The 12,847-nt window shown below is 55.7% G+C and carries 11 protein-coding genes; 3 read left to right on the forward strand and 8 right to left on the reverse strand.

Annotated features, from left to right (window positions below; all coding sequences use genetic code 11):
- Positions 1-3: 3 nt before the first annotated feature.
- A complete protein-coding gene (gene aceE, locus BW956_RS01360) occupies positions 4-2,652 on the reverse strand; it encodes a pyruvate dehydrogenase (acetyl-transferring), homodimeric type (protein ID WP_076460222.1) in 2,649 nt (882 codons plus the stop codon).
- A 246-nt stretch (positions 2,653-2,898) separates the two neighbouring features.
- A complete protein-coding gene (pdhR, locus tag BW956_RS01365) occupies positions 2,899-3,660 on the reverse strand; it encodes a pyruvate dehydrogenase complex transcriptional repressor PdhR (protein ID WP_010321808.1) in 762 nt (253 codons plus the stop codon).
- 155 nt (positions 3,661-3,815) lie between these two features.
- Here pdhR and BW956_RS01370 point away from each other — a divergent pair, with 155 nt between their 5' ends.
- From BW956_RS01370 to BW956_RS01380, 3 genes are read left to right on the forward strand one after another with little or no spacing between them, the layout of a single operon-like run.
- Positions 3,816-6,671 carry an FAD-binding and (Fe-S)-binding domain-containing protein gene (locus BW956_RS01370; protein WP_083702886.1) on the forward strand — a complete coding sequence of 952 codons (2,856 nt, stop codon included), beginning with the start codon at positions 3,816-3,818 and terminating at the stop codon, positions 6,669-6,671.
- A gap of 9 nt (positions 6,672-6,680) precedes the next feature.
- Complete coding sequence (locus BW956_RS01375) at positions 6,681-7,169, forward strand: universal stress protein (protein WP_076460224.1); 489 nt, start codon at positions 6,681-6,683, stop codon at positions 7,167-7,169.
- A 51-nt stretch (positions 7,170-7,220) separates the two neighbouring features.
- On the forward strand, positions 7,221-8,123 hold the full coding sequence (locus BW956_RS01380) for an AEC family transporter (RefSeq protein WP_076460226.1): 903 nt from the start codon (positions 7,221-7,223) through the stop codon (positions 8,121-8,123).
- 39 nt (positions 8,124-8,162) lie between these two features.
- Here BW956_RS01380 and BW956_RS01385 read toward each other — a convergent pair whose 3' ends face one another.
- The 6 genes from BW956_RS01385 to rpsA all read right to left on the reverse strand — a co-directional run bounded on the left by BW956_RS01385 (position 8,163) and on the right by rpsA (position 12,833).
- On the reverse strand, positions 8,163-8,444 hold the full coding sequence (locus tag BW956_RS01385; RefSeq protein WP_076460228.1) for a ComEA family DNA-binding protein: 282 nt from the start codon (positions 8,442-8,444) through the stop codon (positions 8,163-8,165).
- 81 nt (positions 8,445-8,525) lie between these two features.
- A complete protein-coding gene (gene pyrF, locus BW956_RS01390) occupies positions 8,526-9,251 on the reverse strand; it encodes an orotidine-5'-phosphate decarboxylase (protein WP_175611947.1) in 726 nt (241 codons plus the stop codon).
- Between the two features lie 8 nt (positions 9,252-9,259).
- A complete protein-coding gene (lapB, locus tag BW956_RS01395; RefSeq protein ID WP_076460230.1) occupies positions 9,260-10,450 on the reverse strand; it encodes a lipopolysaccharide assembly protein LapB in 1,191 nt (396 codons plus the stop codon).
- A 1-nt stretch (position 10,451) separates the two neighbouring features.
- Positions 10,452-10,757 (reverse strand): LapA family protein, encoded by a 306-nt coding sequence (locus BW956_RS01400; protein ID WP_010321815.1) that lies wholly within the window; start codon positions 10,755-10,757, stop codon positions 10,452-10,454.
- A 35-nt stretch (positions 10,758-10,792) separates the two neighbouring features.
- Positions 10,793-11,089 carry an integration host factor subunit beta gene (ihfB, locus tag BW956_RS01405; RefSeq protein WP_010321816.1) on the reverse strand — a complete coding sequence of 99 codons (297 nt, stop codon included), beginning with the start codon at positions 11,087-11,089 and terminating at the stop codon, positions 10,793-10,795.
- A 67-nt stretch (positions 11,090-11,156) separates the two neighbouring features.
- Positions 11,157-12,833 (reverse strand): 30S ribosomal protein S1, encoded by a 1,677-nt coding sequence (rpsA, locus tag BW956_RS01410; RefSeq protein WP_076460232.1) that lies wholly within the window; start codon positions 12,831-12,833, stop codon positions 11,157-11,159.
- Positions 12,834-12,847: the final 14 nt, after the last annotated feature.

Consider the following 12,847-nt stretch of genomic DNA (forward strand, 5'->3'; position numbering starts at 1 on the left):
CACTTACAGTGTCCAGGGCGCCGGCTTTTCCGGGTTGATGTTGAACGTCTGAATGGCCTTGGCGACAACCGAAGCCTCCAGCTTGCCCTCTTCCTGCAGCGCACGCAGGGCCGCAACTACTACGTAGTAACGGTTTACTTCGAAGAACTCACGCAGCTTGCCGCGGGTATCGGAGCGACCGAAACCATCGGTACCCAGCACCTTGTAGCGGCGCGGGATGAATTCACGCAGCTGGTCTGCATACATGCGCATGTAGTCGGTTGATGCGATAACCGGACCTTCATGACCGTCCAGGCACTGCTCAACGTAAGAGGTGCGCAGCTCCTGTTCCGGGTGCAGCAGGTTCCAGCGGCTTACATCCTGAGCTTCACGACGCAGTTCGTTGATGGAGGTTGTGCTCCAGACATCGGACTCGACGCCAAACTCTTCACGCAGGATGGTGGCAGCTTCGCGTACTTCACGCAGAATTGAGCCGCAGCCCATCAGCTGCACCTTGAGGTCGGTCTTCTTGCCTTCTTCCAGCAGGTACATGCCCTTGATGATGCCTTCTTCGGCACCCTGCGGCATTTCCGGATGCTGGTAGTTCTCGTTCAGCGTGGTGATGTAGTAGAACTTGTTTTCCTGATCCTGATACATGCGCTTCAGGCCGTCCTGAACAATCACGGCCAGCTCGTAGCCGTAGGTCGGATCGTAGGACACACAGTTCGGAATCATCTGCGCCATCAGGTGGCTGTGACCATCCTGGTGCTGCAGGCCTTCACCGTTCAGCGTAGTACGACCGGACGTCGCACCGATCAGGAAGCCGCGCGCCTGGGAGTCACCTGCCGCCCACGCCAGGTCCATGATGCGCTGGAAGCCGAACATGGAGTAGAAGATGTAGAACGGCACCATGGTGCAGTTGCTGTTGGCATAAGAGGTTGCAGCTGCAATCCACGCCGACATGGCACCCGCTTCGTTGATACCTTCCTGCAGGATCTGACCATTCTTGGACTCTTTGTAATACATGATCTGGTCAGAGTCGTGCGGCACATAGCGCTGGCCTTCAGAAGTGTAGATACCCAGCTGACGGAACATGCCCTCCATGCCGAAGGTACGGGCTTCATCCGGTACGATCGGGACGACGCGCTCGCCCATCTGCTTGTCTTTAACCAGCGTGCTGAGTACACGATTCAGCGCCATCTGGGTCGACAGGGTACGCTCGCCGCTGGACTTGAGCTGTCCCTTGAAGGCTTCAAGCTCAGGTACCTGCAACTGTTCAAACTCGGTACGGCGCGCCGGGTAGAAACCGCCCAGCTGCTTGCGACGTTCGAACATGTACTTCATTTCCGGAGAGTCTGGAGACGGACGGTAGTACGGGACGCTCTTCAGCTGCTCATCAGACAGCGGGATGTTGAAGTTGTCACGGAACGTTTTCAGGTCGTCCATGGCAACTTTTTTCAGGGAGTGGGTATCGTTCTTGGCCTGACCGGAGTCACCTGTGCCGTAACCTTTAACGGTCTGCGCCAGGATAACCGTCGGTTTACCCTTGTTGTTCATCGCCTCGTGGTAAGCCGCGTACACCTTGTACGGGTCGTGACCACCGCGGTTCAGATTCATGATCTCGTCATCGGACATATCCTTGACCATCTCGGCCAGTTCCGGATATTTGCCGAAGAAGTGCTCACGGGTGTAGGCGCCACCGTTAGCCTTGTAGTTCTGCAGCTCGCCGTCACAGACTTCGTCCATGCGCTTGCGCAGCAGACCTTTGGTATCTTTTTCGAACAGCGGATCCCAGTGACGGCCCCACAGGACCTTGATCACGTTCCAGCCGGCACCTTTGAAGACACCTTCCAGTTCCTGAACGATCTTGCCGTTACCACGTACCGGACCATCCAGACGCTGCAGGTTACAGTTGATAACAAAGACCAGGTTTTCCAGCTGCTCGCGACCGGCCAGAGAGATGGCACCCAGAGTCTCCGGCTCATCACACTCACCGTCACCCAGGAACGCCCATACCTTGCGATTACCACGCTTCACCAGGTCACGTGCAGACAGATAACGCATCACGTGTGCCTGATAAATCGCCTGAATCGGACCCAGACCCATGGATACAGTCGGGAACTGCCAGAAGTCCGGCATCAGCCAGGGGTGCGGGTAAGAGGACAGACCGTTACCGTCGACTTCGCGACGGAAGTTATCCAGCTGCTCCTCGGTCAGACGGCCTTCCAGGTAAGCGCGCGCATAAATCCCCGGTGAGATATGGCCCTGGAAAAAGACCATGTCGGATTCGCGGTCGCCCTCGGGGCCATGGAAGAAGTAGTTGAAACCGATGTCGTAGAGTGTTGCGGAAGAGGAGAAGCTGGAGATGTGGCCGCCAAGCGCGTCATCGTTGTCGTTGCCACGCATGACCATGGCCATGGCATTCCAGCGAATGAAGGAGCGGATACGACGCTCCATGAACAGATCCCCCGGCATGCGCACTTCATCACGCGGCGAGATGGTGTTGACGTAGGAAGTGTTCAGGCTGGTACCTGCTTCCACTCCCAAGTCTGTAGCCTTGTTACCGAGCTCCTTTAACAGGTAGCTGGCACGTTCGTCACCTTCATTCTTGGCGACGGATTCGAGAGCATCCATCCATTCCTGGGTTTCGATTGGATCGATATCTTCAATCATATCTCGCACTTTGCCTTCTCCGATCACTTGTAAGCGTGGATGTCCGGGATCGATCTATGCAGGCATGGATTGCACACCTGACAACTGGCAGCCGTCCCGGTTTCTTTTGGTATTAATTATGTAGCGATACTACATAGAGACTATACTTATGTCTATATTGGGCTCAATGTGTTGACACTAAACCCTGACTCTTTTCAGTGTTTTGTAGTTTTTTTTACAACTTCTTTGCGGTGCCGATTACGTGCCTCATGTACTCAGCGTAGACCGCCTTAAAGCCCTTTCCAAACGTGTGTTTTCCTGGCCCTGCTGCAACAGCGCATCTTCAACAAATGCGAGGTGCGCATGGGCAGCCTGACGGGCCGCATCCGGGTTTCCTTCCAGAATAGCCTGCAACAACCGATGATGCTGCTCATGAATGCGAGAGCGGATATCATGCTTGGGGTATACCTGCTCCAGGTTCTCCCAAATATGCTGGCGCAGCAGCGTAAACAGTGCACGCATCATGTGCAGCAACACCACGTTATGGGTTGCCGCCGCTATGGCCAGATGGAACTCCACATCGGCCTCCACTTCCTTGTCGAAGCTTTTCTCATCATGGTACCGCTGCAGCTGGTCGTAATGCGCTTGAATGGCTTCCTTATCTGCCGGCGTGGAGCGCAAGGCCGCATAGTAGGCACTCACCCCTTCCAGCGCATGACGAAACTCGAGCAAGTCATACTGCGATTCCGGGTGCGTCTTGAACAGTTCCAGCAACGGATCCGAGAGGCTGGACCCCAGATCCTGGGCCACATAGGTACCGCCTCCCTGACGACTTTCCAGTAGTCCCCTGGCAGCCAGCTTCTGAACCGCTTCACGCAGAGACGGCCGTGACACCTCAAATTGCACCGCCAGCTCACGCTCAGGCGGCAGCTTCTGTCCCGGTTTCAGCGTGCCTTCCAGAATCATGGTTTCCAGTTGCTGCATGATGACATCCGAAATTTTCGGCTGCTTGACGCGTTTGTAGACCATACTGGATCCATACTCCTGAACAATAGCGAAAGACACAAAATCGAATTGGTATAACCAATTATTCAATAACTCGCACAGTATTGATCATAAATAAACCGATTGACAACCATTAATGACAAGGAATAGAGTTCCGAAAACAAACATGGATAATTGGTATGACCAATAATACAGCTACCATGAAGCCCGAGTTCCAGACTCTGTTCGAGCGACTGCAAACCTTCATCAGTGCCGACCGGCTTATTACCGACCCGTTGCGCACACTTGCCTACGGCACAGATGCCAGCTTTTACCGCCTGATTCCTCAGCTGGTGGTTCGTGTCGAGACTGAGCAGGAAGTCGTGCGCCTGATCTCCCTGGCTCAGGAACTGGGTACCCCGCTGACCTTTCGCGCAGCCGGTACCAGCCTGTCCGGTCAGGCCATTACCGATGCCGTACTGGTGCAGCTGGGTGATGGCTGGAAAGGCTACGACATCAACGCTGATGCCAGCGAAATTCGCCTGCAGCCCGGTGTTATTGGTGCCCATGCCAACCGCTACCTCGCGCCGTTCAACCGCAAAATCGGCCCGGACCCCGCTTCCATCAATGCTGCCAAGATTGGTGGCATTGCCGCCAACAACGCCAGTGGCATGTGTTGCGGTACGGCGCAGAACAGTTATCGCACCCTAAGTGCTATGCGGATGGTCCTGTCGGATGGCTCGGTACTGGATACTGCGGACCCTGAATCTGTCGACAATTTCCGCCGCCAGCATCGCGGATTGATGGAGACGCTGAGCTCACTCGGGGAACTGACACGATCAAACCCGGCACTGCGCGAGAAGATCGAGCACAAGTACCGACTCAAGAACACCACCGGTTACGCCCTCAACGCCCTGATCGACTACGAAGATCCAATCGATATCCTTCAGCACCTGATGATCGGCTCCGAAGGCACCCTTGGCTTCATTTCCAACATTACCTACAAGACGGTCCCCGAGCATCCGAACAAGGCGACAGCTCTGGTGTTCTTTAACAGCGTACAGACCACCTGCGAAGCGGTAAGCCTGCTCAAGCCAACCCCCGTTGCAGCGGTTGAACTGATGGATCGCGCCGGCCTGCGTTCAATCGAGCACAAACCGGGTATGCCCGAGTTTATCCGTACCCTGCCGGAAGACGCCGCTGCCCTGCTGATTGAGACGCGCGCCGAAACAGCCGAGCAACTGAACCAACAGATTACTGACATCAAGGCCAGCATCGCTCACCTGGAAACCAGTCAACCGATCGTATTCAGTACCGATGCGGACGAGTGCGCACGGTACTGGGCGATACGCAAGGGGCTGTTCCCGGCCGTTGGCGCCGTACGTGAAACCGGTACAACGGTGATTATCGAAGATGTCGCCTTCCCGGTTGAGCAACTGGCCCGGGCCGTAGCGGACCTGCATGAGCTATTTGTACGCTGGGACTATCCCGAGGCGCTGATCTTTGGTCATGCCCTTGAGGGCAACCTGCACTTCGTCTTTACCCAGTCTTTTGATACGGACGATGCTCTGCGTCGCTATGAAGGCTTGATGGATGATGTTGCGGATCTGGTTGTCCACCGCTATGGCGGCTCGCTGAAGGCAGAGCATGGCACAGGACGTAACATGGCACCCTATGTCGAGCTGGAGTGGGGACAGGACGCTTACCAGCTGATGCAGCAACTCAAGGCCCTGCTTGACCCAGCCGGCATCTTTAACCCGGGCGTCATTCTCAATGAGGACGCGAAGGTCCACCTGAAAAACCTGAAACCTCTGCCTGCGGCCAATCCTCTGGTGGACAAGTGCATTGAGTGCGGTTTCTGCGAGCCGTCCTGCCCTTCACGTGACTTAACGCTCACCCCGCGCCAGCGCATTGTGCTCTGGCGGGAAATCAAACGTCTTGAGAACAGCGGCACAGACCCAAAACGCCTGCAGCAGTTGCGCAAGGACTATGCCTACCAGGGTGACGAAACCTGTGCCGCCTGCGGGCTTTGCTCGACCACTTGCCCGGTTGGCATCAATACCGGCGACCTGACCCGCGAGATCCGCCACCACAACAACGAAACCCGTGAAAACCTGGCTAACTGGGCAGCAGGACATTACGGCGGCTTGATGAAGACCAGCCGCGCCGCTTTCTCACTGGCTGATGGAGCACATAAATTACTGGGCAGCCAGCGCATGCAGTCGCTGACATCAGGCATTCGCCGCTTGAGTGGTAACCGGGTACAGCAATGGACACCCGCCATGCCCACTGCTGCAAAGCGCATTAAGGTAACACAGAGCGCACCACCTGAAGTGTCTGACCAGGCGATGCAGGTTGTCTATCTGCCCAGTTGCGCCAGCCGCACCATGGGACCAATGCGCGGAGCTGAAGACCCCACCTCACTGGCTGACAAAACCATTCAGTTGCTGCGCAAGGCCGGATTTGAAGTCCTTCTGCCGGATGCGCTGGAAGGGCTCTGCTGCGGCATGCCCTTCCAGTCCAAAGGCATGTTCAGTGCTGCCAACCACAAACGCAAAGAACTGAGCGCTCGTTTGCTGGAGGTAACTGAACAAGGCCGTATTCCGGTTTATTCCGATACCAGCCCGTGCAGCCTGCGCCTTCAGGAAGGGCTGGATAGCCGAATCAGGCTGTATGACAGCATCGAATTCCTGGACCAGTTCGTGTTGCCGGCACTTGAGATTACGCCGATCGACCAGCCTGTGGCGCTGCATGTAACCTGCAGCACTCAACGCCAGGGCCTTACCGAACCTTTGCGGCGTATTCTTTCAGCCTGCAGCCGTGAAGTTGTAGTGCCCGACCAGATTACCTGCTGTGGTTTCGCCGGTGACAAGGGATTTACCACCCCCGAGCTCAATGCATCAGCCCTGCGTTCGCTCAAACAGACGGTTCAGCACTGCGAAGGAGGCTACTCCACCAGTCGTACCTGTGAAATTGGCCTTAGCCATCACAGCGGCCTGGAGTATCGCTCCGTGGTCTACCTGCTGGATCAATGCTCTCAGCCCCGTAGTTGTTAGGAGGTCATCATGCCTTTGCCCACGATTAAAACCATTCTGTACACCACTTCACTGAATGAATATTCACGACCGGTCTTCCGCCACGCGGTACAGATGGCGCGACAGAACGGTGCTCACATCCATATGTTGCATGTTGTCGAGCCGGTTGGCGAAATGGGCCATGCCCTGATTAGCAGCTACCTGCCGGAGGACATGGTCAAGCGTGTGCATGATGAAGGTATACAACACGTACTGGAGAAAATGCGCAGTCGGGTTGCCGACTTTATTGATGAAGAGCTGGCATCCCTGCCGGATACCGAGTCACTCATTATTGAACCTCAGGTTGCCGAAGGGCCATTTGCCGATACCATTCTCGACCAGGCTGAAAAGCTCGACGCAGATGTTATTATCATGGGCGCCGAGAGCGGGTTCGGGCATCACGGACACACGGCCAGCCAGGTTATACGGCATGCGCCCATCCCCGTGTATGTAGTTCCCACCGGTAAACAATTCATCTGATCGCAGTGCAGGCTGACATGCCGCGCTCCGGTCAGCCTGCAAGGATTTCCCATGGAAAGCACAGCCATGGCGCTGATGGAGCGCATCTTTCTTACTGTTTTCCCGCTGGTTGCCATCGTTGGCGTCGGTTTTCTCTACGCCCGCGCGCGACATACCGACATGGCGGTTGCCAATCGCATCAATATTGATGTGTTCTGTCCGGCACTGATCTTTTCAGTCATGTCGGCCAAATCATTCGACCTGCCAGCCTACTCGACACTGGCTATTGGCGGTTTGCTTGTAGTACTGGGCTCGGGCCTGCTGCTCTGGCCCCTCTGCCGTTTTCTGAAAATACACCCGAAAACCTTCCTGCCCCCAATGATGTTCAATAACAGTGGCAACCTGGGCATTCCGTTGCTGGTATTGGCATTTGGTGAGCAGGCTCTGCCTGCCGCAGTGGTACTGTTTCTGGTGGAAAACCTGCTGCACTTTACAGTGGGGATCTACATCATGGACCACCGCACCAATCCGTTTAACGTATTGCGCATGCCAATGATCATCGCGACCATTGCCGGCCTGGTGTTCAGCTCCTTTGACCTGAGCCTGCCTCAGGCGGTCCAGGTACCTGTCGACATGCTGGGGCAGATTGCCATTCCATTGCTGCTGTTTGCGCTGGGTGTACGCATGACCAGCGTAGACTTTTCCAACTGGCGGCTGGGGCTTTGGTCAAGCATTCTGGCCCCGGCCAGCGGCCTGGCCATGGTGTTTCTGTTGCAGCCGATATTACAGCTGGACCCGGTTCAGTTCGGCTACCTGATCATTTTCGGCGCCCTTCCGCCGGCAGTCCTCAATTACATGGTGGCTGAGCGTTATAACCAGGAACCTCATCAGGTTGCCTCAATTGTGCTTCTGGGCAACATCAGCAGCCTGATTATTATTCCGGTTGTACTCGCCTTTGCCCTTCAGCTGAGCTAAACAGAATGGGCCCAATCGGGCCCATCGTTTCAAAGCAAATTACTCGGCGCTGCCTTCAACCAGAATCAACGAGCGATTCTTGTTCACGGTTGCCGGGCCTATGCCTTTCACATCTGCCAACTGATCCACGGATACAAAGGGGCCGTTAGTGGTACGGTATTGAACGATTGCCTGAGCCTTGGCTGGCCCAATACCGTTAAGAGCAGCCGCTATCTGCTCGGCACTGGCCTGATTGATATCGACAGGTTCTGATGCAAATGAAAGAGGGGCAAAAGCAAAGCTGGCTGCAAGAACAGCAGCCCGGAAGAGGGATTTCAACATGACAAAGTTCCTTTTATGTTTATCAGGAGCTGGTCATTCCGTAACCAGCTCCGTACAGCTTAATACCTTACCATTAGCAACTCAAGCGCGGCGTGACTGCAATGCCTGCATCACTTCCTGCTGGATACGCTGAGCCGCCTCAACCGGTACCGATGCCTGGGTAATCGGGCGGCCAACCACCAGGTAATCACTACCCGTCAGGATCGCCTGCTCCGGGGTCATGATACGCTGCTGGTCACCACGCTCACTGTCAGCCGGGCGAATTCCCGGAGTCACCAAAGCAAAATCACCGGCAACCGCTTCACGAATAGCGGAGACTTCCTGCGCAGAACAGACAACTCCATCGAGACCCGCCGCCTGGGTCAGTTTTGCCAGACGAACCACGTGCTCCATTGGATCCACATCCAGCCCAATCTCAGCCAGATCTTCACGCTGCATGCTGGTCAGAACGGTAACCGCGATCAGCAGGGTACGGTTATCCTTTACCTGCTCCAGTTGCTCACGCGCAGCCGCCATCATGCGTGTACCGCCAGAAGCGTGAACGTTGACCATCCAGACACCCAGCTCGGCAGCAGCACGCACCGCACGGGCTGTGGTATTGGGAATGTCGTGGAATTTCAGGTCCAGAAACACGTCGAAGTTCAGTGCATGCAGGGCTTCAACGATGCCCGGCCCACAACGGGTAAACAGTTCTTTACCCACCTTAACCCGACAAAGCGCCGGATCCAGCTGGCGCGCCATCTGCAAAGCCTGATCACGATCGGGGTAATCAAGGGCCACAATTATACGTTTGTCATCAATCATCATTTTCTCTCTCATTCACCTTCCAGCCCTTGGATCGGTGCAGTTACACCCCATTGCTTGCAGGAAGGACACTGCCAGTGCAGTACTCGTCCGGCAAAGCCGCAATGGCTACATTGATACTTGGGTTTGCTCTGCTCCAGCTGCCCGGTCAGCCCCCTTAGCACGGTTAGGCTTTGTCGAGCACTGCTGGAACCATAGGCGAGGTGCAGGTCAATCAGCCGGTTAAAGCCTTTTATCGACGGGTGCTTGCGCAGCTCCTCGGTCAGAAACAGGCCGGCTGCCAGTACATCCTCGCGCTCTCGAATACATTCAGCCAGAGCCATGATGACCGTGGCTGACGGCGCTTCCGCCAGGCAGGTGCGCAGATAGCTTTCCAGTTCAGCAGGCCTGTCCAACTCGGCAAAACATTGCTGCAGGGGCTTGATGGTTTCCGGCACCAGCTTAGGAGCCTTCACCAGTACCTGCTGCAACGAGTTGATCGCCTGCTGCCAGCTGCCTTGCCGCATCTGCTGTTCGGCCCTGAGCAGGTATACCCGCCCACAGCCGGGGTCATAGCCCAGTGCTTCGCGCAGATACCCTTCCGCCGACGTTTGCTCACCTGCAGAACCTTGCACGACTGCCAACTCGCAGCAATAGTGCGCCAGCTCCACGCCAATAGCTTCCTTCGCTTTGCGGGGCAGTTGCTGCGCTGTATCCAGCGCGGATTGCCACTCCCGCTCCTGGGCATACAGCTTGATCAGCCATTGCCGGGCGTTGGTTGCGAGCTCGGTATCTCGAGATTGGCGCATGATATCATGCAGGAGGTTTTCAGCACGATCCAGCAGCCCCAGCGCGTGATAATCCTTGGCCAGTGCCATTTGAATACGGATGAAATCGGCTTCAACAAGATCAGGGCGCGCCAGCAAGCGCTGATGAATCCCGACCGCACGTTCGATATCGCCCTTGCGGCGAAAGAGTTTGGCCAGTGTCAGGTGTGCAGGAACGGTATCAGAGTTGATCTCAAGCGCCCGAATAAAGCTTTCAATGGCTTCATCCGTTTGCTCGTTGATCAGGTGGTCAAGGCCTGTGAAGTACTCATGGGACAACTGGCCATCGCGGGACCTCTCCGACGATGGCGCTCCGTTGGCTTGCTGCCTGCCTAACCACCAGCCCAGGGCGACAGCCAGAAACAGCGGTATTATCAGCAGATAATCTGCAAACATCTCAACGGCTGTCTTTCAGACCTGCCGTACGAAGCTGATCAAGTTCCTTGCGGTAAGCCGTTTCCTTGCGTCGGGAAGAACGCAGACGTGTTTTCAGCCCCAGAAGTGCGAAACCGCTCAAGACCATGCCACAAATGCTGCCCAATACAAACACCGCAATCAGCCACAACGACAGGCTCGCTTCTGGCAGCGTGAAGAATACAAGATCAATGCTCACGGGCGTTGTGTTGTGGATGGTGAACAAGATGCCAATGCCCAGCAATACCAAGCCGAGCAGAATCAGGAGTAGGTTTTTCAACCAGTTCAATGCAATTTCCTCTAGGGTTTAAATGGGTCCATCAGCTAGAAGCCGTCTTTAAGCCCTTCATTCACCTGGTCACGCAGTTCCTTGCCTGGCTTGAAGTGCGGAACGAACTTCTCAGTCAGGGGAACGGCCTCACCGGTTTTCGGGTTGCGGCCCATACGCGGTGCTCGATAATGAAGGGAAAAACTGCCAAACCCTCGGATCTCTATACGCTCTCCCGTTGAGAGAGCATCCGTCATGTGATCCAGCATGGTTTTGACAGCCAACTCTACATCTTTTACCGACAATTCAGGGTGGCTGTCGATTAAACGTTCGATCAATTCCGACTTGGTCATAACACCTCCGGTTCCGACCAGAGGCCGTCAGCAAGCAAAACTGACGGCCGCCGGGACAAGTGGATTATCAGGAATCCTGCTTGTTCATCTGCTGCTTGATCAGGTCCCCGATCGTTGTCGGAGCGACGCTGTCCTGCTCGCGCACAGATTGCATGGCCTGCTTGGTCTGTTCGCGCTCCATCTGGCGCACGGACAGGTTGATCGTACGATTGCGGCGATCCACGCTGAGGATTGATGCCTCAAGAGAATCGCCCACTTTAAGCTCGTTGGTCAGATCTTCGGTGTGATCCTGTGACAACTCGGCCACCTTCAGCACACCTTCAACACCTTCAGCCAGCTCAACCGTCGCCTGACGCGGGGTTACCTCGGTCAGTGTACCGGTCACGCTGCTGCCTTTGGGGTGATCAGAAGCAAACAGTGTAAAGGGATCGGAGTTCAGCTGCTTGATACCCAGGGCGATACGTTCACGCTCAGGGTCAACAGACAGGACCAGAGCCTCAACTTCATCGCCCTTGCTGTAGTCTTTCATCGCCTCTTCACCGGGCAGATCCCAAGAGAGATCGGACAGGTGCACCAGGCCGTCGATACCACCATCCAGGCCCACAAACACACCAAAATCGGTAATGGAGCGGACACGACCGCTGACGGTATCGCCCTTGGCATGTGTTGTCGCAAAGGCTTCCCAGGGGTTGGTCTGGCACTGTTTCATGCCCAGCGAGATACGACGACGCTGCTGGTCGATATCGAGGATCATGACCTCAACTTCATCACCAACCTGAACAACCTTGGAGGGGTGAATATTTTTGTTGGTCCAGTCCATTTCGGACACATGCACCAGACCTTCGACACCGGTACTGATCTCGGCGAAGCAACCGTAATCGGTCAGGTTGGTCACCTTGGCCTTCACGCGAGTGCCGACAGTATATTCACCGATGAGTTTGGTCCAGGGGTCTTCCTGCAACTGCTTGAGGCCCAGGGAGACACGTTTGCGCTCGGCATCATACTTGAGCACTTTGACATCAATCTCGTCACCCACATTGAGCACTTCACTCGGGTGTTTGACGCGCTTCCAGGCGATATCGGTGATGTGGAGCAGGCCATCGATGCCGCCCAGGTCGATGAAGGCACCATAATCGGTGAGGTTCTTGACCACACCTTTGACAACCAGGCCCTCTTCCATCTTCTCAAGCAGCTTTTCACGCTCTTTGCTGTACGCTTCTTCAAGTACGGCACGGCGAGATACCACCAGGTTGTTGCTGCGCGCATCCAGTTTGACGATGCGGAACTCCAGCTCCTGACCTTCCAGGTGCGAGGTATCCCGCAGAGGACGGATATCAACCAGCGAGCCGGGCAGGAAGGCGTTAAGCCCCTGAACGTTGATGGTCAGGCCACCGCGCACACGGCCAATAATGTGGCCAGTAACCACTTCGCCGTTTTCGTAGGCCTGCTCCAGTACCTCCCAGGCCTCGATGCGCTTGGCACGCTCACGAGAAAGAACAGTCGAGCCAAAGCCGTCCTCGAGTGATTCCAGTGCGACACGCACCTCATCACCCACCTGCAGCGAGCATTCTCCCTGTTCATCACGGAACTGCTCCAGCGGGATAACACCTTCGGACTTCAGGCCGGCATTGACGGTGACATAATCATTGTCGATTGCCACCACAGTGCCCGTCACGATCGACCCCGGCACCATATCCAGCTCTTTTAGGCTCTCTTCAAACAGCTCCGCAAAACTTTCGCTCATTACCGTTCCTTCCC

It is taken from the genome of Marinobacterium stanieri, from assembly GCF_900155945.1.
GTDB lineage: Bacteria > Pseudomonadota > Gammaproteobacteria > Pseudomonadales > Balneatricaceae > Marinobacterium > Marinobacterium stanieri.